The 22,267-nt window shown below is 58.9% G+C and carries 20 protein-coding genes, 1 tRNA gene and 2 pseudogenes; 14 read left to right on the top strand and 9 right to left on the bottom strand.

Annotated elements, in window-relative coordinates; translation table 11 throughout:
• Positions 1-89, top strand: a pseudogene (locus FN828_RS19050) (IS5/IS1182 family transposase); the annotation flags it as partial.
• Positions 90-304: 215 nt separating this feature from the next.
• Positions 305-1,645: a phosphoglucosamine mutase gene (gene glmM / locus FN828_RS19055; protein ID WP_142494916.1), complete on the top strand. Its 1,341-nt coding sequence runs from the start codon at positions 305-307 to the stop codon at positions 1,643-1,645.
• Here the strand turns inward: glmM and FN828_RS19060 are convergent, their stop codons facing one another.
• From FN828_RS19060 to tsaD, 4 genes are read right to left on the bottom strand one after another with little or no spacing between them, the layout of a single operon-like run.
• The gene (locus FN828_RS19060) at positions 1,646-2,041 is read right to left on the bottom strand and encodes a DUF1761 domain-containing protein (protein WP_142494917.1); all 396 of its coding nucleotides are present in this window, start codon (positions 2,039-2,041) and stop codon (positions 1,646-1,648) included.
• A 42-nt stretch (positions 2,042-2,083) separates the two neighbouring features.
• The gene (locus tag FN828_RS19065) at positions 2,084-2,503 is read right to left on the bottom strand and encodes an EVE domain-containing protein (RefSeq protein ID WP_142494918.1); all 420 of its coding nucleotides are present in this window, start codon (positions 2,501-2,503) and stop codon (positions 2,084-2,086) included.
• Positions 2,503-2,775: a YciI family protein gene (locus FN828_RS19070; protein WP_142494919.1), complete on the bottom strand. Its 273-nt coding sequence runs from the start codon at positions 2,773-2,775 to the stop codon at positions 2,503-2,505. The genes FN828_RS19065 and FN828_RS19070 overlap by 1 nt, the downstream gene beginning before the upstream one ends.
• A gap of 48 nt (positions 2,776-2,823) precedes the next feature.
• The gene (gene tsaD, locus FN828_RS19075; RefSeq protein WP_142494920.1) at positions 2,824-3,918 is read right to left on the bottom strand and encodes a tRNA (adenosine(37)-N6)-threonylcarbamoyltransferase complex transferase subunit TsaD; all 1,095 of its coding nucleotides are present in this window, start codon (positions 3,916-3,918) and stop codon (positions 2,824-2,826) included.
• A 73-nt stretch (positions 3,919-3,991) separates the two neighbouring features.
• Between tsaD and FN828_RS19080 the strand changes: the two genes are divergently transcribed.
• From FN828_RS19080 to FN828_RS19095, 4 genes are all read left to right on the top strand, one after another.
• A complete protein-coding gene (locus tag FN828_RS19080) occupies positions 3,992-4,693 on the top strand; it encodes a uroporphyrinogen-III synthase (protein WP_142494921.1) in 702 nt (233 codons plus the stop codon).
• Between the two features lie 65 nt (positions 4,694-4,758).
• Entirely contained in the window at positions 4,759-6,048 is a 1,290-nt protein-coding gene (locus FN828_RS19085; RefSeq protein WP_142494922.1) for a COG4223 family protein, read from the top strand.
• Between the two features lie 12 nt (positions 6,049-6,060).
• Positions 6,061-7,581, top strand: coding sequence for a heme biosynthesis protein HemY (locus tag FN828_RS19090; RefSeq protein ID WP_142494923.1), 1,521 nt, complete (start codon positions 6,061-6,063; stop codon positions 7,579-7,581).
• Positions 7,582-7,649: 68 nt separating this feature from the next.
• Positions 7,650-7,725, top strand: a tRNA-Thr gene (locus FN828_RS19095).
• A 256-nt stretch (positions 7,726-7,981) separates the two neighbouring features.
• On the opposite strand, the gene FN828_RS19100 is transcribed toward FN828_RS19095, so the two are convergent.
• The 4 genes from FN828_RS19100 to FN828_RS19115 form a co-directional block, all read right to left on the bottom strand.
• Positions 7,982-8,866, bottom strand: a complete 885-nt coding sequence (locus FN828_RS19100; protein ID WP_142494924.1) for a carbohydrate ABC transporter permease — start codon at positions 8,864-8,866, stop codon at positions 7,982-7,984.
• 10 nt (positions 8,867-8,876) lie between these two features.
• Positions 8,877-9,767 carry a carbohydrate ABC transporter permease gene (locus FN828_RS19105; RefSeq protein ID WP_142494925.1) on the bottom strand — a complete coding sequence of 297 codons (891 nt, stop codon included), beginning with the start codon at positions 9,765-9,767 and terminating at the stop codon, positions 8,877-8,879.
• Positions 9,764-10,960 carry an ABC transporter ATP-binding protein gene (locus FN828_RS19110; RefSeq protein WP_142494926.1) on the bottom strand — a complete coding sequence of 399 codons (1,197 nt, stop codon included), beginning with the start codon at positions 10,958-10,960 and terminating at the stop codon, positions 9,764-9,766. Before FN828_RS19110 ends, FN828_RS19105 begins: the two co-directional genes overlap by 4 nt.
• A gap of 62 nt (positions 10,961-11,022) precedes the next feature.
• The gene (locus FN828_RS19115) at positions 11,023-12,297 is read right to left on the bottom strand and encodes an ABC transporter substrate-binding protein (protein ID WP_185959095.1); all 1,275 of its coding nucleotides are present in this window, start codon (positions 12,295-12,297) and stop codon (positions 11,023-11,025) included.
• Between the two features lie 187 nt (positions 12,298-12,484).
• Here FN828_RS19115 and FN828_RS19120 point away from each other — a divergent pair, with 187 nt between their 5' ends.
• The 8 genes from FN828_RS19120 (at position 12,485) to FN828_RS19155 (ending at position 21,789) form a co-directional block, all read left to right on the top strand.
• Positions 12,485-13,309 carry a phosphodiesterase gene (locus tag FN828_RS19120; protein ID WP_142494928.1) on the top strand — a complete coding sequence of 275 codons (825 nt, stop codon included), beginning with the start codon at positions 12,485-12,487 and terminating at the stop codon, positions 13,307-13,309.
• Positions 13,310-13,571: 262 nt separating this feature from the next.
• Positions 13,572-15,227, top strand: coding sequence for a thiol reductant ABC exporter subunit CydD (gene cydD / locus FN828_RS19125; RefSeq protein WP_235891537.1), 1,656 nt, complete (start codon positions 13,572-13,574; stop codon positions 15,225-15,227).
• Entirely contained in the window at positions 15,224-16,870 is a 1,647-nt protein-coding gene (locus FN828_RS19130) for an amino acid ABC transporter ATP-binding/permease protein (RefSeq protein WP_142494930.1), read from the top strand. The genes cydD and FN828_RS19130 overlap by 4 nt, the downstream gene beginning before the upstream one ends.
• A 123-nt stretch (positions 16,871-16,993) precedes the next feature.
• Positions 16,994-18,610 (top strand): cytochrome ubiquinol oxidase subunit I, encoded by a 1,617-nt coding sequence (locus tag FN828_RS19135; protein ID WP_142494931.1) that lies wholly within the window; start codon positions 16,994-16,996, stop codon positions 18,608-18,610.
• 5 nt (positions 18,611-18,615) lie between these two features.
• Positions 18,616-19,779, top strand: coding sequence for a cytochrome d ubiquinol oxidase subunit II (gene cydB / locus FN828_RS19140; RefSeq protein WP_142494932.1), 1,164 nt, complete (start codon positions 18,616-18,618; stop codon positions 19,777-19,779).
• A gap of 15 nt (positions 19,780-19,794) precedes the next feature.
• Entirely contained in the window at positions 19,795-19,917 is a 123-nt protein-coding gene (gene cydX, locus FN828_RS19145) for a cytochrome bd-I oxidase subunit CydX (protein WP_142494933.1), read from the top strand.
• 171 nt (positions 19,918-20,088) lie between these two features.
• On the top strand, positions 20,089-21,417 hold the full coding sequence (locus FN828_RS19150) for an NAD(P)/FAD-dependent oxidoreductase (RefSeq protein ID WP_185959096.1): 1,329 nt from the start codon (positions 20,089-20,091) through the stop codon (positions 21,415-21,417).
• A 12-nt stretch (positions 21,418-21,429) separates the two neighbouring features.
• Entirely contained in the window at positions 21,430-21,789 is a 360-nt protein-coding gene (locus FN828_RS19155) for a DUF5368 domain-containing protein (RefSeq protein ID WP_142494934.1), read from the top strand.
• A 389-nt stretch (positions 21,790-22,178) separates the two neighbouring features.
• Here the strand turns inward: FN828_RS19155 and FN828_RS19160 are convergent.
• Positions 22,179-22,267: pseudogene (locus tag FN828_RS19160) on the bottom strand (IS5/IS1182 family transposase); the annotation flags it as partial.

Genomic DNA, 22,267 nt, shown 5'->3' on the forward strand with positions numbered 1-22,267 from the left:
GGCGGCGGGTCGCCACCCGATATGACCGCTGCCCCGAAGTCTTCCTCTCGGCCATCGCTCTCGCCGCAACAGTCATGTTTTGGTTATGAGTCCTGAGCCTAGGGCAGTGCAGAAGTTCACCAAAAGTTATTCTGCTGGAACAGTCCTAACAGATATTGAAACCAGCAAGTCGCATTGCCCTTGAAATGCTGCAAAGCAGCGAAACCTTGCTTATTTGCCTACGGGTTAGTCACCGTCGCCGTTCTGGACACATCGTTGAGCGGGGTTTAGACAGGCGGGCAGATGAATTACAGGTGATTTTCCGATGTCCCGTTCCTTGTTCGGCACCGATGGCGTGCGCGGCCTGACCAATACCTATCCGATGACCGCTGAACTGGCGATGAAGCTGGGCGCTGCGGCGGGGCGGTATTTCCGGCGCGATCAACAGGACCACCGGGTTGTGATTGGCAAGGACACGCGCCTGTCGGGCTATATGTTGGAAAACGCGCTGACGGCCGGATTCACGTCAACCGGGATGAATGTGTTTTTGCTGGGACCGATGCCGACACCGGCGATTGGGTATCTGACCCGATCCATGCGGGCGGATGTGGGCGTGATGATTTCCGCCAGCCATAATCCAGCTTATGACAATGGCATCAAGTTTTTCGGCCCCGATGGTTTCAAACTGTCGGACGAAGCCGAGGCGGAAATTGAACGCCTGTTGAACGAAGGTGTCACCTTGGCAGCACCGGAAAACATCGGGCGGGCAAAGCGGGTGGATGACGCGCTGGGCCGTTACGTGGAATATGCCAAAACCACCTTCCCGCGCGGATTGCGGCTGGATGGGCTGCGCGTGGTTCTGGATTGTGCGAATGGCGCTGCATATAAGGCCGCACCGAACGTTTTGTGGGAACTCGGGGCCGAAGTTGTGGCGCTGGGTGTGGCCCCGAACGGGCGCAACATCAACGAAGATTGCGGATCAACCGCCCCTGAAGCGGCGGCGCGCAAGGTGCGGGAAACCCGCGCCAATCTGGGGATTTGCCTGGATGGCGATGCGGATCGTGTGATCATTCTGGATGAAACCGGCAAGGTTGCGGATGGCGATCAGATCATGGGGCTTATTGCCTCGATGTGGGCCAAAGAGGGTCTGTTGCAGGGGAACGCGCTGGTGGCAACTGTGATGTCCAACCTTGGGCTGGAACGCTATTTGAACCAGCAGGGTATCGCATTGGAACGCACCGCCGTGGGCGACCGTTATGTTGTGGAGCGTATGCGCGAAGGCGGGTTTAATCTGGGGGGCGAACAGTCGGGCCATATCGTAATGACCGATTATGCCACCACGGGCGATGGTTTGATCGCAGCGTTACAATTCCTGCGGGCGATGGTGGAAACCGGCAAAAAGGCCAGCGAACTGACGCAGGTTTTTGATCCGGTGCCGCAAATTCTGCGGAATGTCCGCTTTGCCAAGGGTAAGCTGCCACTGGAAACCGATTGTGTGCAGGCTGCGATTGCCGACGGGGAAAAACGCTTGGGGATGACCGGGCGCCTGTTGATCCGCAAATCCGGCACCGAGCCGCTGATTCGTGTGATGGGCGAGGCCGAGGACGAGGCGCTGCTGGATGCGATCATCACCAGCATTTGCGAAGCGGTGGAATCTGTCGCCTGATTACAGCAGGGTCAGCACGATCCCAGCCAGAATGCTGCCGCCCACGGCATAGCCGCCGTCAATCAGCGTCAATGCTATCGGGCGCCCGGCAAAGGCATAGCATGTGGTCAACCACGGGGCAGACAGGAACAACCCGATCGACAGGCCGCCGATCAGCCCTTCGTCCCATCCGCTGACACCGATTTCTGTGAACAGAAAGCGCATCATGCCTGCCACCAACAGGCAGGACACAAAGGCGATGACATAGGGAAGCGGCGCCCCTTTGTTCAGGGGTTGGCCGTTTGTATCTGTCTTGATTTCTGCGGCTTGCACCCAATGCGGTGCCAGCATCATATACCAGACAGCGCCAAAGCCATAAGCGGCCAGTGCAGCCACCAGAATGCCCAGATAGTTCATCCCGAAACCCCCTGAATTCGACCCTGTTTCAGCCTGATCGTCCTATGGTTCAATTCCGGCCATCTGGCAAACGATGGTCCATTCCTGTTCGGTCACGGGCTGAACCGACAGGCGGGAACTGCGGACCAACGCCATGTCGGACAGGGCTGGAGTGTCTTTGATTTGTGCCAGCGTGACAGGCGTTTTCACGGGCTTCACGGCCTTGATGTCCACGCATTCCCAACGCGGATCGTCGGTTTTGCTGTCGGGATGTGCCTCGGTGATTACCTCGACCACCCCGACAATCGCCTTGTCCTTTTGCGAGTGATAGAAAAACCCGCGGTCGCCCAGCGTCATCTCTCGCATGAAATTACGGGCCTGATAGTTGCGCACGCCGTCCCATTCCTCGCCCGCGTCACCCTTGGCGACCTGGTCGTCCCAGCCCCAGGTGTCGGGTTCGGATTTGAACAGCCAGTAGCGCATCAGCCGATGACCTTTTTCCAGCGGATCAGTTCCACATTGTCGAACAAACCGGCCTTTGCATAAGGATCGTTTGCCGCCCAGTTTTCGGCCTGTTCCATCGTGTCGACGTCCAGAATCACCAGTGAACCGCACATTTCTTCGGCGTCATCCAGCAGCGGACCAGCCTGCACGACAATGCCGGTGGCTTCGATATAGGCCAGATGCTCTGCCCGGTTGGCTTTGCGGATGTCCAAGGCGCCGGGTTTGTCACGGGCGATCAGCGAAACGTACATGTTCTGTCTCCATTCATATGAATATCGTTCACAAGGCGGGGCGTTGCGTCAAGCCTTCGCACCTTTTTTACCGCTACCCAGCAAGGCAGGGCTGCGTTTGTCCAGTGGCCAGCGGGGGCGGGCGGCCAGCGTCATGTCATCGGTTTCACCAGCCAGAAACCGTTCCGCCCCGGCATAGGCGATCATTGCCGCGTTATCCGTACACAGACGCAGCGGGGGGGCGGTGAAGGCCACGCCATTTTCAGCACAAACAGTCTCTAACCTTGCGCGAATGGCCTGATTGGCTGCAACACCCCCGGCCACTGCCAGCACGGGAACAGCGGGTGTTTCCGCCAGATATTCGGCAATGGCCCGCCGGGTTTTTTCGGCCAGAACGTCGCAAACGGCGGCTTGGAAACCGGCGCTCATGTCCGCGCGATCCTGACGGGTCAGGCCGCCCTTTTCGGCGATCACTTGATCCCGTGTCCGCAGCAGCGCGGTTTTCAGCCCGGAAAAGGACATATCGCAGCCGGGCCGATCTAGCAAAGGACGCGGAAAGGCAAAACGTTTTGCGTCGCCTGTTTGGGCATCCCGTTCAACCGATGGCCCACCGGGTTGCGCCAATCCCAAAAGCCGCGCGGTTTTGTCGAAGGCTTCGCCGGGGGCGTCGTCAATCGTGCCGCCCAACCGGGTAAAATCATCAGTGCCGCGCACCAGCAGGAACTGACAATGCCCGCCGGAGACCAGTAGCATCAAATAGGGAAACGCCACCTGATCGGTCAGCCGTGGGGTCAGCGCATGGCCTGCCAGATGGTTGACCCCGATCAGCGGTTTGCCCGTCCCGGCGGCGATTCCTTTGGCGCACATGACGCCAGACAACACGCCCCCAATCAGCCCCGGCCCCGCAGTGACGGCGATGGCATCCACTGTATTCAGGTCAATTTCAGCCTGTGTTAGGGCCTGTTTGACACAGATATCCAGCTTTTCCGCATGGGCACGGGCGGCGATTTCCGGCACGACCCCGCCATAGGCCGCATGCAGGTCTGTTTGTCCGTGAACCACGGATGACAGGATTACAGGCCCGTCCGGTCCCACGCGCACAATGGCGGCGGCGGTATCGTCGCAGCTGCTTTCCAGCCCCAGAATGGTAATCGTGCGGTCCATGCCCCTGCCCGTTGCAACATAACTGACTGGCAGGTAACACCAGATACAGGTTCAAACAATCCCGGCCTGTGAAATGCGCCCCTCGATCCTGTTGACTCGCCCCAAAGACGGTGCCGAACGATTTGCCGCGCAATTGCGGGCGCGGGTTGGTGGGAATCTGCGGATTGTGTCCTCTCCGTTGTTGGATATCGTGCCGATTGGAACGGCACCGGATATTTCCGCGTATCGGGGATTAATCCTGACCTCGGTCAATGCGGTGCCGTTTGGGGCGCCGGGGGTGAAATGCTATACGGTGGGGGATGCAACGGCGGATGCCGCCCGCCGGGCTGGCATGGAGCCGATCAGCGCCGGGGCCGATGCACAGGTCTTGATCCGGCGGATTTTGGCCGACGCGCCAAAGGGGCCATTGCTGCATCTGCGGGGGGAACATGCGCGTGGGCAAATTGCGCAGACCTTGACCGCCGCAGGTATCCCAACGGATGAACGCGTGGTTTATGCCCAGATGGGGGTGCCGTTGTCCGATGCGGCGCAAACCCTGCTAAATGGCGATTTACCCGTGATAGTGCCGCTTTTTTCCCCCAGAACCGCAGGGCTGTTTGCGAAACAATATACCGGGGTGGCCCCGGTGTGGGCTGTGGCGATCAGCGACGCCGCAGCGCAGGAATTACGCAACAGCCCCATTGCGCGCATTTTCGTGGCCAATGCACCGAATGCGCAGGCGATGCTGGAATTGATAGAGGGACTGATAGACGCAGATACCTGTATTGAGGGTTAAACTCCGGCCAATTAGTCTTATCAGTGCAAAAGAATTCGTTTTCAGATTCGAAAGGATGGCGCGTGGTGTCCGACCCCGAAAAAGACAAGAAAACCCCAGAGGTTCCGACCGAAGAAATCGCGGACGCTGTCATCATCGAGGAGCAAACACAGGAACCGTCCGAACCCCCGGCAGATGATGATGCGCCAGTGATCGAAGACGCGGCAGGGCCGGACGTGGATGAAAACAAGGCGGACGAGGCCGAGGAAGCTTTGGACCAAGACGCTGCAACGGATGATGTTGCAGAAGACCTGCCCGAAGATGCTGACGAACCCCCGCAGCATGATGCGGCCGAGGTTCAGGATGTATCGGAACCGGAAACGCCCCCGGCCCCAATTGCGGAACCGGCACCGCGCAAAGGCGGGTTTGTTCCGCTGGTGCTGGGCGGGATCGTGGCCGCCGGTCTTGGATTTGGGGCGTCCCGTTTCGTGTTCCCCGAAGGCTGGCCCGGCGTGGCAGCGTCTTCGGGTGTGGAACAGATGGCGGCGACGATACAGAAACAGGCTGATGCGCTGGCTAAACTGGAAAGCCGCCTGACCAAGGTCGAGGCGCGACCCGCAACGCCACCAGAATTGGAAACGTTGCCCGGTTCTGTTTCAGCCCTGAACGATAGCGTGACAGATCTGACCGGAAAACTGACCGCGGTCGAGGCCCGTTTGTCCGCATTGGAAAAACGCCCCGTTGCCGAAGGGGGCGCCCCTGCTGCCGCTGTCGAAGCCTATGAGCGGGAATTGAAGGCGCTGAAAGATGCGATGGACAAGCAGAAGGCCGAAATTCAGGGCCTTCTGGATGCTGCGACACAGCAAAAGGCAGATGCGGAACTGACCGCGCAACAGGCGATGATCCGATCCGCCGTGTCACGCGTTCAGGTGGCGCTGGATACGGGCAAGGGATTCGCCGGTGCGTTGTCTGATCTGACCGCGGCGGGCGTGGATGTTCCGCCAACGTTGTCCAAGGTTTCGGAAAATGGTGTGGCTACCATGACCGAACTGGCCGCAGAATTCCCCGAACCCGCCCGCAAGGCGCTGGCTGCCGCTCGCAAGGCCGAAGGCAGCGGCGGCAGTGCGTGGAATTTCCTGCGCAACCAGTTGGGGTTGCGTTCGCTGGAACCCAAAGAAGGGGCGGATGCCGATGCCGTCCTGTCCCGCGCCGAAGCTGCGCTGGCAGATGATCGTCTGGCTGATGCGCTGGCCGAACTGGAAGTGTTGCCCGAACAGGGCCGCGTGGAATTGACGGACTGGATGGCCAAAGCCACCCAACGCGTCGAGGCGGTCGCCGCCGCCGAAGACCTGAGCGCCCAAGTGGCGTCGAACTAAGGGGAAACGAACATGTTGTGGTCACTGATTAAGATTGTCGTTTTCGTTGCCCTGGTCGCTGCCGCCACCCTTGGCGCGGGGTATTTGCTGGAACTGGATGGCGGTGTGCGCATTGCCGTGGGCGGGGTTGAACTGAACCTGACGCCGCTGAATTCGGTGCTTGCGCTGCTGGTGCTGGTTTTTGCAGTCTGGCTGTTGCTGAAGCTGGCGGCTTTGACGGTTGCGGTGCTGAAATTCCTGAACGGGGATGAAACGGCGCTGTCCCGTTATTTTGACCGGAACCGGGAACGCAAAGGCTACAAAGCCCTGACCGAAGGCATGATGGCCCTTGCCTCGGGCGAGGCGCGGCTGGCGATGACCAAGGCCGCCAAGGCCGAAAAATATCTGGAAAAACCAGAGCTGACCAACTTGCTGACCGCACAGGCGGCGGAACTGGCCGGGGACCGGAAAAAGGCCGAAGAAACCTATAAAAAGCTGCTGGCCGATGATCGCACCCGGTTTGTCGGTGTGCGCGGGATCATGAAGCAGAAACTGGCCGATGGTGATGCCGATACCGCCCGGAAGCTGGCGGAAAAGGCCATTGCCCTGCGCCCCAAGCACGAAGAAACGCAGGACATCTTGCTGAAGCTTCAGGCGCAGGCGCGGGACTGGTCCGGTGCGCGTGAAACCCTGAGCCTGAAACTGAAGCAGGGGTCGTTGCCCCGCGATGTACACAAACGTCGCGATGCGGTTCTGGCCTTGTCGCAAGCCAAGGGCGTGCTGGATGATGGCAATGACATCGACGCCCGCGAATCCGCGATCGAAGCAAACCGCCTGTCCCCTGATCTGATCCCGGCGGCCTGTTATGCGGCCCGTGGGTATATCGAAAAGGGCAAGCCCAAGCTGGCGACTCGTATCCTGAAAAAAGCATGGGAGGCCCAGCCGCATCCCGATTTGGCGGCTGCCTTTGCCGCGATTGCCCCGGATGAAACCCCACAGGATCGCCTGAAACGGTTTGAAAAACTGCTAAAGATCAACCCGGACAATCGCGAAACCCAACTGGTTCAGGCTGAACTGTTTATCGCAGCCGAGGATTTCCCCGCTGCCCGTCGTGCGCTGGGGGATCTGATCGAGGATAACCCCGATTCCCGCGCCTTGACCATTATGGCGGCTGTGGAACGTGGCGAAGGTGCGCCCGATGTCGTGGTCAAAGGCTGGCTGGCCCGCGCACTGAACGCCCCGCGGGGGCCGCAATGGGTGTGCAGCAATTGCCACAACATTCATGCGGAATGGGTGCCGGTTTGCGAAAACTGTCAAGCCTTCGATACGCTGGAATGGGCTGCACCGCCTGCAACATCGGTCAGCAGCGCCACCGGCGTTGCCATGCTGCCGCTGATTGTCGGCGCACTGGAAGACCACAGCGCAGACCCGATGCCTGAGGATGCACCAAGCGATGACACGCCGCCTGACGAAGAGGTTCCAGAGGCCGAAATCGTCGAAGACAGCGCGATCGAAGTCGTTGATGCAGAAGAGATCAGGGAAGACCAAAAATAGGTCTTTCCCAGCCCCGACCGGGGTGCTATAGCCCCGGTCCACAAGAGTATCACTCTTGCCCAAGAAGTGCCGGTGTAGCTCAGCTGGTAGAGCACGTCATTCGTAATGATGGGGTCGGGGGTTCGAGTCCCTTCACCGGCACCACTTCTGGGTGGAAAATCCTAAAAAATTGGATGTTTAGTGGGATTGGGAAATTTCTGATCCCCTTTTTCGGTCCCGTGTGGTTGTTGGTTGGCGTGAAAAATGGCGAACCCAAGCGCTTGTCGTTCACAACATGCCGATCAGTGATGAAATTTTCCTGGAATCAAAGCGAGCCAGCACTGGATACCGGCGCGACGCGGCCTCATTTGGTGAAGCGGCGTCGCGCTTGAAAATCTTGTTGATCGGGCCTTTCCTGCGCTCAGCCTTTAACGCCGCTCATCGTAATGCCCCGGATGAAGGCGCGGCGGGCAAACAGGAAAACCAGAAGCATGGGGATTGTGACTACCGTGGCAGCGGCGAAGCTGCGCCCGTAATTGGTGTCGAACTCGGATTGGTACTGCATCATTGACAGTGTTGCTGTCATCTTGTCTTGGCTTTGCACCACGATCAGCGGCCAATAAAGATCGTTCCAGTGCGACACAAAGGAAAACACGGAAAACGCGGCAATCGCGGGCAGGGCGGCTGGTAGAATAAGACGCAGCACGATTTCGATTTCGGTCATGCCATCGACGCGCGCGGCATCAATGATGCTGTCAGGAAAGCCGCGAAAGAATTGACGAAACAGAAAGATTGCAAAGACCGAGACGAAGAAGGGGAACATCATAGACATATAGGTGTCGAGCAGCCCAACCTTTACCAAACCCAGATAGATCGGGATCGAGGTCACGTTGATCGGGATCGTCAGGCAGGCAATCACAGTGCCAAGCAAGATGGCCGAGCCGCGAAAACGAAATTTGGCAAGCGCATAGGCCGCAGGCACGGCGGTCAGCAATTGTACAGCCAAAATACCCACACAGACGATCAAGCTGTTGAGCATGAAACGCGGATAGGGTTGGCCGAACAAAACGTCAGAGTAGTTTTTGACGCCCGCAAAGGTTTTTGGGATGATCGAGAAATCCGCGTCATAAACCTCGGCGGCGGGCTTGAGGCTGGAAGACACCATCCAGATGTAGGGAAAGATCATCAGCCACGCACCTATGAACAGCACCAGTGTCACGACCACATGGGCCGGGCGGATCTGGCCAAGGGTTTGGCGCAGTTTGGCGGTGAGGGCTACGCTTTGGGGGGCAGTGATATGGCTCATTGTGACCTCCTTAAGAGTGGGTTTGGCGGTCAGCCCAAAAGGTCTGCACTGCTGCGAAAATGAAGATTACCCCAAGGAACACGACCGAAAGCGCCGAGGCATAGCCCATGTTGAAATATTCAAACCCTTCCAGGAAGGTCAGGTATAAAAACACTTCCGAGGCATGGTCAGGTTTGCCCTTGGTCAAAATCGCGACGGTGTCAAAAAGCTTGAACGCGGTGATCGAGGAGGTCACGGCCACAAAGACCGATGTGGGGGCAAGCATGGGCCAAGTGACGCGAAAGAACTGATCGACCGGGTGATCGGCCCCGTCGATTGCTGCGGCCTCATAAAGCGAACGCGGGATGGCGGTGAGGCCTGCCAAAAACAGCACCATATTGAACCCAATCACCGACCACAGCGAAATGCCCGCCAGTGCGAATAAGACCGTACCCGGATCGCCCAGAAAGTTAAGCGGCCCAAGTCCAAACCAACCGAGTGCGGCGTTGATCACGCCTTGGCGGCTGTCCATCAGGCCCGCCCAGACCAAAGCCATAGCCGCCAGTGTCGAGGTGACGGGCAGGAAATAGACCAGTTCCAAGATCGAGCGGAATTGCTTGCGCTCTTGAATGGCGATGGCAAGTAAAAGCGGAATAATAAAGGCTCCGGGCAGGAACAGGGCCGCATAGACGAAGGTGTTGCGCACCGCATTGCTGACCGCTGGATCGGCAAGCATCTGGCGATAATTATCAAACCCGACCCATTCCCAATAATCGCTTACCAGCGTGTAATCGGTGAAGCTGGTCAGTGCCACCATGGCCATCGGGGCAAGGTAGATCAGCACGATCAGCAGGGTTGCCGGAGCGACGAAGGCATAGGCGATCCGGTTTTGGCGGCGTTCAAATGTGGTACGCACACTCATGCGAGAGCCTCCTGCCGCCGCGCCACGCTTTGCGGGTCAAGGCGTTTGCCATTGATGTCAAAGATGACCGCCGTTGCCATTGGAGCATGGAGACTGAGCCGCTCTGGCAGGGCAATTTTATGCACGCCGGACTGCAAGCTTTTTTGTGCGCGGATGCGCAGCGCAATATCTGGCAGCGCGGCCACCGCACCATGCACAACAATTTCGCTTCCCAGATCTTCTATACTTGCCTGCACCATATCAAGTTGCAGTTCGGGGCCTTCTGCGGGGCGAAGCTGGGCGAGACCGGGGGCGGAGAGGCGAAGGGCTTCGGGGCGCAGGCCCACTATAAGATCGGTGCCCGGCTTGAACCCGTGCGACAGCGGCAAAAGCGTTGCACCAAGGCGCAGCCCCTCCGGCTCGGCGCAGACCGGCAACAGGTTGATCTCGGGGCTGCCGATGAATTTGGCCACGTCAATCGACTGCGGTTCAGCGTAAAGCGTGGCCGGGGGCGCGACTTGCAGCAGCGTGCCTGCCTGCAACAGCGCAACACGGTCCGACATTGTCATCGCCTCCACTTGATCATGGGTGACATAGACGAAGGTCAGGCCAGAGGCGCGGTGCAAGTCCACGATTTCGGTGCGCACCTTTACGCGTAGTTTGGCGTCAAGATTCGATAGCGGTTCGTCCATCAAAAACAGCGTGGGATTCCGTACCAAGGCGCGACCCAGTGCAACGCGCTGGCGCTGCCCGCCCGAAAGCTGCGCCGGGCGGCGTTCCAGCAGATGATCAATGTGCAATTGCTGCGCGACCTGTTCTACTTGCCCTGCCATTTCGGCGCGTAATGGGGCCAGATGCGGGGTCAGCCATTTCATCCCCGGCAGTCGCGCATGAAATGGCAACCGCGCCATAATCAGCGGCATCGCCATGTTCTGCGCGACCGTCATATGCGGATAAAGCGCGTAATCTTGAAACACCATCGCCACGCCGCGCGCTTTGGGGGCCAGCGCGGTCATGGCTTTGCCGTCAATTTCAATGGTGCCCCGGTCGGGAGTCTCTAACCCAGAGATGATGCGTAAAAGGGTGGATTTACCACAGCCCGAGGAACCGACGAGCGAAAGAAACTCGCCGTTCGCCACATCAAGCGAAATGCCCTTGAGCACTTCGGTGGAGCCAAAGGATTTGTGAATATCGCTGAGCGTGAGGCGCGCCATGATCTGTTTCCTGAATGTGCGAACGGGGGCCATTGGCCCCCGCCTTGGTCATGCGAAGCGGTTCAGCGCTTCATCAGTTTTTCGGCGATTGCTTTGATCTCGGTCGCGCCTTCTTGCGGGGTCATTTCGCCCAGCATCACGCCACGGATCACCGAGCGCTGATCACGCCAGATTTTTTCCGATTGCGTGCCGGGGTAGCCCCACCATTTGCCTGCGCGCTCATATTGGGTCGAGGGCGTTGCGAAATAGGGGTTTTCGGCGTAGTAGGCGCCCAGATATTCCTCGGCGAGTGCGCCAAGGTTGGTGGGCAGATAGCCGGTGTTGCGCGCGGTTTGGTTTTGCCCTTCCGGCCCGGTCAGGAACTTGATGTAGGTCCAGGCAGCGGCGGCTTTTTCCGGGTCAGTGGTGGTGATGATCGCGGCATTGCCGCCGGTGGGCAGGGTGCCGTTCTCTTCATCCCAGACCGAGAATTTGACCGAATGCAGGTCAAAAGCACCGCCGACGCGTTCTTGGATCATTTTCGCCGAGGCGGGCGAGTTCGCGTAGATACCCAGTTTACCTTCGGTGAAGGCGGTCAGTTGGGTGTCTACGTCGATGGCCGGGTTGTACCCGCCTTCGGTGACCATGCGACGCAGCAGTTCCATCGCTTTGAGCGAACGGTCTTCGGCGTCAAAGGCAATCGTGTCGCCTGCATCATTGAGCATCGCGCCGCCTTGCTGTTCGATCAGCACTTGCAGCAGCCAGTCGTCGCCCCATTGGTCGGCGGCGAAGGACAGGCCACCGATATCATCGCCAAGAGCGTTTACTTTGGCGGCGGCGGCCAGCACACCGTCCCACGTTTTCAGGCTATCAAGGTCCACGCCCGCTTGTTTCAGCAGATCGGTGTTCACATACCATTGTGCGACCGAGGCGTTGAACGGCATACCATATTGCACACCGTCAACGCGGCCAAGGTTGAGCATCTGTTCGGAATAGTTGGCCGCTTTCCAATCGGCCCCTTCCGTTGCCATCATCTCGTCCAGATTGACGATCTGGCCTCGTGCGGCCATGGCGCGGGCAAGCGAGGGAAGCTGATTGTAGGCTTCAAAGGCGCAATCGGGCAGCGTGTTGGTGGCCGAGGCGCGCAGCAGTTTGATGTGGGTGTCGGCGTAGTTCTGTGCGGGGGCCGCATAGACGACTTCGATCTCTTCCTGCATCGCGTTGAATTGCGCGACTAGGGGTTCGTGCTGGCGCGTCAGGTGGCCGGCGTTCGTCAGGCAGGTGATTTGCGTCTTGGCCTCTGCCGAAGCGGTAGCCGCAAGCGCCACAAGGGCGGCGCCGGTCAGGTGTTTGAGCATGGTAGTCTCCATCAGGTCCGCGTCGCGGACGGAAGGGCAGGTTGTATTAACGATCGGGGTTCTGCGGATGGAAGATGATGGTTCAGCAACATCACTGTGAAGGTTTTAAGAAAAAAACTTTCAGATCAGTGTGTTACGAAAATGTCATCGAGATGGCCTAGCGCTGCGGCAACAAAAGGAACCACTCATGTCCCAAACGACGACGAAAATCATCCAAATCACAGACACGCATTTGGTGCCCCCCGGAGAGCGCCTTTACACGCTCGACCCCGGCGCGCGGCTGGCGCATATTTTGGCCCATGTACGCACCCATCAGGCCGATGCTGATCTCTTGGTGATTACGGGGGATCTGGCCAATTCCGGCGAGCCGCGCGCCTATGCGATGTTGCGTGAACTGCTGGGCGATATGCCTATGCCGGTGCGTCTGCTTTTGGGCAACCATGATCGGCGCGATACGTTTTGCGCCGCCTTTCCCCAGCATCCGGTGGACCCGGCGGGTTTTGTGCAATCTGTACTCGAAGTGAACGAGGGTGCGGATCAGCTTATCTTTCTCGACTCGCTGAGCGAAGGCGAGATTGGCGGGCGGTTTTGCGAAACCCGCGCCAACTGGTTGCGCGAAACCCTTGCCACACGGCCCGATACCCCGGCCACAATCTTTGTACACCATCCGCCGGTGCCGCATGGCATGGCGCATTTCGACTTCATCGGTTTTCATGATGCGGCGCAGTTGATGGCGGTTTTAGAAGCTCACCGGGGTGGCGTGCGGTATATGGTGTTCGGTCATATCCATATCCCACTCAATGGGATCACCGCTTCGGGTATTGCCTATCACGCTGGGCGTGCGGCTTCGCATCAGTTCATGCAAGAATTTGACAACCCGCAACCGCAATGGATCGACGGTCCCGCCAATTACGACATCATTCGCATTGGCACCGAAGGCGTGTCGATTCATGGCGTTGATACGATTGATGCGGTGGGCGTGTCGCAAGTGCCGTTCTGCGCTGGCCCCTGAGGCGTTCCGCTCCTGCGCGGTGCAGCCTTTGACATGATCAATGGCTCGCCCTGCCTCGGCTTTCTGCGTCAATCGCTGCTGTTTCGCCGCCCTATCCAAGGGGGGCGTTCCCGACCAAGCCGACTTTCCGCCCTCTGAAAGGTCGAATTGATGCATAGGGTCGCGCCCCTTGATGGGGGTGGGGGAAAAGATATATCTGGAAAGCAATATATGAAACGGGCGCCCCGCTAGCGTGCGGGATGTGGCGAGGGTGGGAATGCACATGCAGACCGGGAAGACCGCTTTGGCGAATGTATTGTCTGCGGGGCAGGCGGGTATTCGCACTGGCGCGGTTTTGGGGCTGTTCGCCTCATTGATCTGGTTTGCACAGGCGGCGCTGATTGCAACGCTTCTGGCTGGATTGCTGGCAGGGGATTTGCCTGTTTCACCGCTGTTTCTGGGGGGTGGCTATCTGGGATTGGCCGGGCTGCGGGCGCTGATTGCGTCATCTGCCGAAAAGAAACTGTTCAACGCGGCAGAGCGGGTTGTGACTGAAACGCGCCGCCGCCTGTGGGTACAGGAAACGCGGCGGGCGGATGCTGTGCAGGGTGGTCCGGGGGCGATTGCGGCGCTGGCGCAGGAAAAGCTGGATGCGTTGATCCCCTATCTGACACGCTATGCCCCGGCCCAGATGCGGGTGCGGGTGATCCCTTTGTTGATCCTGACGATTGCGTTTTGGCATTCATGGGCGGTGGGGTTGGTTCTGCTGATGGCGGGGCCGTTGATCCCGGTATTCATGGCGTTGGTGGGATGGGCCGCGCAACAGGCCAGCGAACGCCAGATGGTTGAAATCGGTCAGTTGAACGATCTGCTGGTGGATCGGCTGGCAGCTTTGTCTGACATACGTTTGCTGGATGCGACGCAGCCCGCGATTGCGGGGTTTGAAAATGCCAGCCACGCATTGCGGCACCGCACAATGGCGGTGCTTCGGATCGCGTTCCTATCGTCGACCGTGTTGGAATTGTTTTCAGCGATTGGGGTGGCAATGGTGGCCGTCTGGGTCGGTTTTGCCCTGCTGGGAGAGGTGAGCTGGGGAACATGGGGCAGTCCGGTCACGCCTTGGGCCGGGATTTACCTGTTGCTTCTGGCGCCCGAGTTTTTCCAACCCCTGCGTGATCTGGCAGCGGCTTGGCATGATCGGGCGGGGGCGTTGGCTGTGGCGCAGGAGCTGGCACAGCGCGAACAGGGCGCGGGGCAGGTGATCCTTGGCACCGGGGCTGTGCAGCCGCGTTTGGTGGGGTCAGCAGAGATTGCGATGACTGATTTATCCGTGCTGCGGAACGGGCAAAACCTGCGCTATCCTGACATCACGCTGCCTGCCGGGGCTACTGTAGCGGTGACTGGCCCCAGCGGCGCGGGCAAGACCACATTGCTGCGTTTGTTGGCTGGGCTAGAGCGTCCGGCGACCGGGCAAATCAGTGTGGCGGGCCAGATATTGACGGATGACACCGCAGACGGGTGGCGGGCCGGTTTGGGCTGGATGCCGCAGCAGCCCCATTTTCTGAATCAGACGTTGGCGCAAAATATCGGGTTCGGCCAAGTGCCAGAGGCGGATATTTTGAAACGGGCCGGGCTGGGGTCTGTATTGGCAACGCTGCCGCAAGGGCTGAATACCGTGCTGGGCGAAACCGGTGCGGGCCTGTCCGGCGGCGAGGCACGCCGGGCGATGCTGGCCCGCGCCATGCAGGCACATCCGCTGGTGTTGCTGGCAGATGAGCCTACGTCTGATTTGGATGCCGAAACGGCGGAAACGGTGATGCAGGGGATGCTGGAACTGGCCGCGACGGGCTGCACCTTGATTGTGGCAACGCACGACCCGGCGCTGATTGCCCGAATGGCGTATCGGATTGATTTGCCGGGGGCAGGGGGCGAGCTATGAAAGCGGTCCTGCATATTCTGGGCCTGATGGTCCGCGATCAGCGCACCGCTATGATACGGGGGGCGGCGCTGTCCGTATTGGTGTTGTTGATGGGCGCGGCGCTGTTGGGATTGTCGGGGTGGTTTATCACTGCTGCGGCCGCTGCGGGCATGGCCGGGGCAGGCAGGGTGTTTGATGTATTTCGTCCCTCTGCAATGGTTCGGTTTCTGGCGTTGGGGCGTACTGCGGCCCGGTACGGAGAGCGGTTGCTGACGCATGATGCCACATTACGCGCGTTGACCAGCCTGCGGGTGCGGCTGTTGCGTGGCTTTGCGGCACAGCCTTGGGAAGCGTTGCAAACCCTGCGGGCGGCACAGGTTTTGAACCGGATCACGGCAGATGTGGATGCGCTGGACGGGATAAGCCTGCGCCTGACGCTGCCACTCATGGCAGGGGTGATTACGCATCTGACGGTGATGGTGGTGATCGGCTGGCTGGTGGATTGGTGGCTGGCGGTGATCCTGACGGCGATTTTTCTGGTTGGGGCAGCGCTGGTGCTGGTGCTGGGTATTCGGGCCGCCACCGATCCGTCGCGGCAGGCCGAAGAACAGGCGCAGATTTTGCGCAGCGCAACGGTTGATCTGATACAGGCGCGGCGCGATTTGGTGGTCTATGGCCAACTGCCCTGCCATTTGGATCAATTGACCCAGACCCAAGTGCGCCGGAATGATCACTTGCGGCAATTGGACAGGATCGAACGGCGCGCGGGTGTTTCCCTGAGTTTGACGGCTGGCATTGCCGTGGCGTTTGCTATGACGTTTGGGGGGCTGCTGGCGCAATCTGGTTTGATTACCCCGGCAGCCGCAGCCATTTCTGTTTTTGCGGCTTTGGCCTTGTTTGAAACGCTGATCCCGCTGCGCCGCGCTTTGTCCGATACGGGGCGGATTGTGCAGGCGGCCCGCCGTGTGACTGCCGTGTTGCCGGGGCGCATCCCGGACGATCCTGCGGGGCCTGTTCCGATGGGGCCATTGCGCCTGACAGGTGTGACCTTTCGCCGGGCTGCTACGGCGCAGCCGATCCTGTCAGATTTTTCATTGACGGTAGCGGCGGGGGAAACCGTGGCTTTGACCGGGCCAAGCGGGGTTGGGAAAAGCACGCTGTTGCAGATTGCTGCCGGGTTGATTGCCCCGGATGCAGGGCAAGTCATGGTGGGGGATTGTCCGCTGCCCGGCTTGTCCCAGCGCGGTTTGCGCGGTGTTTTGACCTATGTGCCGCAACGCGCGGCTTTGGTGCAGGGCAGTATCGCTGAAAATTTGCGGCTGGCTGATCCCAAGGCCACGGCCAAGCAGATGAGGCAGGCGCTGATCGCCTGTCAGCTTTGGCATGTTGTGGAACCGCGCGGTGGGCTGGACCTGCTGCTTGGTCCCGGCGGAAGCGGCCTGTCTGGTGGCGAAGGGCGTCGCTTGGTGCTGGCGCGTGCCTTGTTGCGCTGTCCGGCGATTTTGTTGCTGGATGAACCGACCGAAGGTGTGGATAGCGCCACCGCCATTCGTGTCATGCAGGGAATGCGCACCCATCTGCCGCAGACCGCGATTCTGTTGGCCGCGCATCGGCCCGAAGAACGCGCCGCCGCAGATCGTGAAATTCACCTCACGAGGTCGTGATAAGGTGAATTATTGATATAGGTTTGATCCATGTCAATAAACCTGTGCTGAATATACATATATCAAAACCATAATACGTATCTGCGATGTAGCTTTTAACATCGCGTATCAGGAGCAAGTATTATGGAGTTCGGACTCGTTGAACTATCGCGCCTCCAGTTCGCGATGACGGCGATGTATCACTTCCTCTTTGTGCCGCTGACGCTTGGTCTGTCGATCATCGTAGCGATCATGGAGACGGTATATGTGATGACGGGCCGTCCGATCTGGCGGCAAATGACCAAATTCTGGGGAACCCTGTTCGGCATCAACTTTGTGTTGGGTGTGGCAACCGGGATCACCATGGAATTCCAGTTCGGTATGAACTGGAGCTATTACAGTCACTATGTTGGCGACATTTTCGGCGCACCGCTGGCCATCGAAGGGCTGATGGCGTTCTTCCTCGAAGCAACCTTTGTCGGGTTGTTCTTCTTTGGGTGGGACAAGCTGTCGAAGGTGGCGCACCTTGTGGTGGCATGGCTGGTGGCGCTTGGGTCGAACTTCTCGGCTTTGTGGATTCTGATTGCGAATGGCTGGATGCAGAACCCGGTTGGCGCTGAATTCAACCCCGATACGATGCGGATGGAAATGGTCAACTTCTTCGAGGTTGTTTTTAACGAGGTTGCACAAGCGAAATTCGTTCACACCGTTTCCGCCGGTTATGTCACGGCCAGCGTGTTCGTGCTGGGTGTGTCAGCGTGGTATCTGCTGAAAGGACGCCATACCGATCTGGCGCGGCGGTCCATTGCGGTGGCGTCGGCCTTTGGCTTGGCATCGGCGTTTTCGGTGGTCATTCTGGGCGATGAATCCGGGTATTCGGCCACCCATACCCAGCGGATGAAACTGGCCGCGATGGAAGCGATGTGGGAAACGCATGATGCCCCGGCCCCCTTCACCGTTGTCGGTTTCCCCGATCAGGAAGCCCGTGAAACCCATTACGCGATTGAAATCCCGTGGGTTGCGGGGCTGATCACCACCCGGTCCCTGACCGAGGTTGTGCCGGGTATCAACGATCTGGTGATCGAGGCCGAGGACAAGATCCGATCCGGTATCATCGCCTATGATGCGTTGATGACCGTCCGCGAACAGCGCGACGCAACCCCCGAAGCAGTGCGCCGGACCTTTGAACAACATTCCGAGGATTTGGGCTTTGCCCTGCTGTTGAAACGGTATGTCGATGATCCGCGTCAGGCGACCGAAGAACAGATCGCCAAGGCGGCGGTCGATACGATCCCCGGTGTGTTCCCGCTGTTCTGGGCGTTCCGCGTCATGGTGGCGCTTGGGTTCAGCTTTATCGGTGTGATGTTGTATTTCTTCTACCGCGCGTCGTTCCGTGGAATGCGGTTCCCACGTTGGGCGCTGCGGGCTGCGGTGATCATCATCCCGACCCCGTGGCTGGCTGCGGAACTGGGCTGGTTCGTCGCGGAATTTGGCCGCCAACCGTGGACGGTGGATGGCGTGCTGCCCACCGCATTGTCGGCGTCGCATCTAAGCATTGTTGATCTTCTGATCACATTGGCGGGCTTCGTGATCTTCTACACCGTCCTGTTCATCATCGAGATGGGCCTGATGCTGAAATACATCCGCAAAGGCCCCTACATGGATGTCGAAGAAACCGACGCATGGATGGAACGCCATGCCCACCGCCTGCGGACCCATGACGGCAAAGGCCCGTTTGCGGCCGAAACCCCTGCGGAGTAATCGCTATGATCCTTCATGACCTTCTGACTTTCGAGTTTCTGCGCGTGATCTGGTGGGTGCTGCTGGGCGTCCTGCTGATCGGATTTGCCCTGACCGACGGGTTCGATATGGGTGTCGGTGCCTTGCTGCCCTTTGTCGGGAAAACCGATACGGAACGCCGCGTGATCATCAACACGGTTGGCCCTGTCTGGGAAGGGAACCAAGTTTGGTTCATCCTTGGCGGTGGTGCGATCTTTGCCGCGTGGCCGCCGCTGTATGCGGTCAGCTTTTCGGGCTTCTATCTGGCGATGTTCCTTGTGTTGGCGGCGCTGATCCTGCGTCCGGTGGCGTTCAAGTACCGCTCCAAGCAGGAGTCGACCCAATGGCGCAACGGTTGGGACTGGGCGCTGTTCATTGGCGGCGCGGTTCCGGCGCTGGTGTTTGGCGTGGCCGTGGGCAACGTGCTGCAAGGTGTGCCGTTTTACCTGACCCCCGATCTGATGCCGATGTATCCGGGCAATGCCATCATGAAGCTTCTGGGGCTGTTGAACCCCTATGCGTTGCTGGCTGGGTTGGTGTCGCTGTCAATGCTGGTGATGCACGGGTCGGCATGGCTGGGCCTGAAAACCGAAGGCGAACTGGCCGCCCGCGCCCGCCGTATTGGCACCGTTGCCGGGATCGTTGCTGCCGCTGCTTATGCGCTGGCCGGTCTGTGGCTTGCCGTTGGGATCGACGGGTTCGCGATTGTGGGCGATGTAGTGACCGATGGTCCGTCCAACCCGCTGTATAGCGAAGTGGCCCGTGGTGGAAGCTGGTTGTCGGCCTATGGCGCCCGCCCGTGGATTGCGATTGCACCGCTGATGGGGTTTGTCGGGATTGCGCTGGCGGTGCTGGGCCTGCGGGCAGGGCGCGAAGTGTCGACGCTGCTGTTTTCTAAAATGGCCATCACCGGGATCATCGCCAGCGTTGGCCTGACCATGTTCCCGTTCATCCTGCCGTCCACAATTGATCCCAACAGTTCGTTGACGGTCTGGGATGCCTCCAGCTCGCACCTGACGCTGTTTGTGATGCTGGTTTGCGCCCTGATCTTCATGCCGCTGATTTTGGCTTATACGGCATGGGTTTACAAAGTGCTGTGGGGCAAGGTGACGGAACAGGATGTCACTGAAAACTCCCACTCGGTCTACTAAGGAAAGGAAACAGACATGTGGTATTTCGCTTGGCTTCTGGGCCTTCCGCTGGCCGCCATGTTCGCGGTGCTGAACGCGATGTGGCTGGAAATGCGGGAGGATGCCCGCCTGACCGAAGAACACGACGACACCGCCTGATCCACGCGTCCCGGAAAAGGCAAAAGACGGGGAGGGGTGGCAAAATGCGGTCTCTCCCCGTTGCATCGTTTGGCATATCATTGCGCGGCAGGCAGGCAGGTTTCTACCCCATCCACCCGGCGCGATTTGTGCTTTTTGACAAATCCCCACACGACTCTGAGGAGGATCTCAATGCCCACCAAGACAGACAAATTGAACCTTAATCGCCGGGCGTTTTTTGGCCTTGCGGCGGGGGGAATGGCGGCTGGTGCCGCTGTAACCACGGCGCAATCCGCACACGCAGCCCCCATTCCCACCAAGGCCCGAATCGTGATCATCGGCGCGGGGGCAGGCGGCACCGCGCTGGCGAACCGTCTGGTCACGCGATTGGACGGGGCACAGATCACGCTGATCGACCCGCGCAAGGAACATCTGTATCAGCCGGGCCTGTCGCTGGTGGCTGCGGGCTTGAAACCTGCGGATTACGTTCTGTCGAAAACGACGGACTGGCTGCCGTCGGGCGTGACGCTGATCGCTGAAAAAGCCGCCGCCATTGATCCCGAGGCAAAGACGGTTGCCACAGAATCCGGGCAAACCGTGCCTTATGATTTCCTTGTCGTCGCGCCGGGTTTGATACTGGATCACGATGCAATCGAAGGGTTTTCGCTGGACATGGTTGGCCAGAATGGCATCGGTGCGCTGTATGCCGGGCCGCAATATGCCGCTGCCACATGGCGGGCAGCCAGCAAATTCGCAGAAGAGGGCGGTCACGGTGTTTTCACCCGTCCCGCGACGGAAATGAAATGCGCCGGTGCGCCGCTGAAACATACCTTCTTGATTGACGACCGTCTGCGCCGTGCGGGCAATCGCGGTAAGGCCAAGATCACCTATGCCAACAATTCCGGTGCGCTATTTGGTGTGCCGATCGTGGCGGAAAAGGTGCGGATGCTGTTCGAGGATCGGACCATCGCCCCGGCTTATTCCCATGTGCTGAAGGCTGTGGATGCGGGGCAGAAACGGGCCACTTTTGCCACGCCGGATGGTGATGCGGAAATGGAGTATGATTATCTGCATGTCATCCCGCCGCAGCGCGCCCCCGAAGTGATCCGCCAGTCCGGCCTAAGCTGGGCTGACAAGTGGACGGATCAGGGATGGGTTGAATGCGATAAATTCACCCTGCGCCACCTGCGCTACGATAGCATTTGGGCGCTGGGGGATGTGGCTGGCGTACCCAAGGGTAAAACCGCCGCGTCGGTCAAATGGCAGGTGCCCGTGGTCGAGGATGGGATCGTATCCGCGATTACCGGCACCCAGCCCACCGAAACCTATCATGGTTATACGTCCTGTCCGATGATCACCCGCATTGGCCGGGCGATGCTGGTCGAGTTTGACTATAACAACAACCTGACCCCGTCCTTCCCCGGTATCATCGCCCCGCTGGAAGAGTTGTGGATTTCATGGCTGATGAAAGAGGTGGCGCTGAAAGCCACCTATAACGCCATGCTGCGTGGCCGCGCCTAAGGAGGATATGAGATGAAAGACCTTACTTTTGGCACTTTGATTGCCGTGTTCGAGGAAATCTTTGGTCGCACGCTGTTCTGGGTGATGGTTGCGGCGGCTGTTTTGGTCACGCTGGCCTATCTGTATGTGCTGATCCGTGATCGCTCTGTGAGCTGGCGGAAATTTTTGTGGGCGCAGGTGTCTATGCCCTTTGGGGCCGTGGCTGCGGTGTGGTTTGTGATGGCGATGACCAATTCTGGCCTGTCTGATATCGGTGGCCCGATTGATGTGATCGTGTTCTTGGGGGTTGCCGTGATGGGGGCCATTGGTGCTGCGATTTTGGTCTATACGGCGGAATCCCTGATCAAACCCCCGGCGCGTAAGACCGAATAGCGCGCAACCAGTTTAGTCAGACCGATCAGAAGGGCGCACAGCGATCTGTGCGCCCGTTTTTTTGCTGTTTTCAAGGGTTGTATTGATGGGGGTTGATTCGCGGTAATGTTTCCAAAATCGCTGTGATCCTCGAATTTGTGGCATATTTAAGGCATGGATTTTACGAATTTTGCATTATGAATATTTAAATTCATATTAAATATCAGTTAGTTAAATGTTTTTTCGGCCTGCGAAATGTGACAAAACTATGGTCAGAAGGGGTTTCCTGTCGTAAACTAGTTAAGTCTTTAGACGTTCTGCACATGAAGCGGGAACAGCGCAGTGGGGGCTGCCTGATCCTGTTGAAAAAGAAGACACCAAATGAAAATAATTGCGCCTAGGCTCAGGACTCATAACCAAAACATGACTGTTGCGGCGAGAGCGATGGCCGAGAGGAAGACTTCGGGGCAGCGGTCATATCGGGTGGCGACCCGCCGCC

Source organism: Thalassovita litoralis (assembly GCF_900182725.1).
In the GTDB taxonomy this organism is placed as follows: domain Bacteria; phylum Pseudomonadota; class Alphaproteobacteria; order Rhodobacterales; family Rhodobacteraceae; genus Thalassobius; species Thalassobius litoralis.

What these genes read in the sequence shown, in the direction of transcription:
- glmM (WP_142494916.1), top strand. Translation starts at nt 305, where the DNA reads ATGTCCCGTTCCTTGTTCGGCACCGATGGCGTGCGCGGCCTGACCAAT.
- FN828_RS19060 (WP_142494917.1), bottom strand. Translation starts at nt 2,041, where the DNA reads ATGAACTATCTGGGCATTCTGGTGGCTGCACTGGCCGCTTATGGCTTT.
- FN828_RS19065 (WP_142494918.1), bottom strand. Translation starts at nt 2,503, where the DNA reads ATGCGCTACTGGCTGTTCAAATCCGAACCCGACACCTGGGGCTGGGAC.
- FN828_RS19070 (WP_142494919.1), bottom strand. Translation starts at nt 2,775, where the DNA reads ATGTACGTTTCGCTGATCGCCCGTGACAAACCCGGCGCCTTGGACATC.
- tsaD (WP_142494920.1), bottom strand. Translation starts at nt 3,918, where the DNA reads ATGGACCGCACGATTACCATTCTGGGGCTGGAAAGCAGCTGCGACGAT.
- FN828_RS19080 (WP_142494921.1), top strand. Translation starts at nt 3,992, where the DNA reads ATGCGCCCCTCGATCCTGTTGACTCGCCCCAAAGACGGTGCCGAACGA.
- FN828_RS19090 (WP_142494923.1), top strand. Translation starts at nt 6,061, where the DNA reads ATGTTGTGGTCACTGATTAAGATTGTCGTTTTCGTTGCCCTGGTCGCT.
- FN828_RS19100 (WP_142494924.1), bottom strand. Translation starts at nt 8,866, where the DNA reads ATGAGCCATATCACTGCCCCCCAAAGCGTAGCCCTCACCGCCAAACTG.
- FN828_RS19105 (WP_142494925.1), bottom strand. Translation starts at nt 9,767, where the DNA reads ATGAGTGTGCGTACCACATTTGAACGCCGCCAAAACCGGATCGCCTAT.
- FN828_RS19110 (WP_142494926.1), bottom strand. Translation starts at nt 10,960, where the DNA reads ATGGCGCGCCTCACGCTCAGCGATATTCACAAATCCTTTGGCTCCACC.
- FN828_RS19115 (WP_185959095.1), bottom strand. Translation starts at nt 12,297, where the DNA reads ATGCTCAAACACCTGACCGGCGCCGCCCTTGTGGCGCTTGCGGCTACC.
- FN828_RS19120 (WP_142494928.1), top strand. Translation starts at nt 12,485, where the DNA reads ATGTCCCAAACGACGACGAAAATCATCCAAATCACAGACACGCATTTG.
- cydD (WP_235891537.1), top strand. Translation starts at nt 13,572, where the DNA reads ATGCAGACCGGGAAGACCGCTTTGGCGAATGTATTGTCTGCGGGGCAG.
- FN828_RS19130 (WP_142494930.1), top strand. Translation starts at nt 15,224, where the DNA reads ATGAAAGCGGTCCTGCATATTCTGGGCCTGATGGTCCGCGATCAGCGC.
- FN828_RS19135 (WP_142494931.1), top strand. Translation starts at nt 16,994, where the DNA reads ATGGAGTTCGGACTCGTTGAACTATCGCGCCTCCAGTTCGCGATGACG.
- cydB (WP_142494932.1), top strand. Translation starts at nt 18,616, where the DNA reads ATGATCCTTCATGACCTTCTGACTTTCGAGTTTCTGCGCGTGATCTGG.
- cydX (WP_142494933.1), top strand. Translation starts at nt 19,795, where the DNA reads ATGTGGTATTTCGCTTGGCTTCTGGGCCTTCCGCTGGCCGCCATGTTC.
- FN828_RS19150 (WP_185959096.1), top strand. Translation starts at nt 20,089, where the DNA reads ATGCCCACCAAGACAGACAAATTGAACCTTAATCGCCGGGCGTTTTTT.
- FN828_RS19155 (WP_142494934.1), top strand. Translation starts at nt 21,430, where the DNA reads ATGAAAGACCTTACTTTTGGCACTTTGATTGCCGTGTTCGAGGAAATC.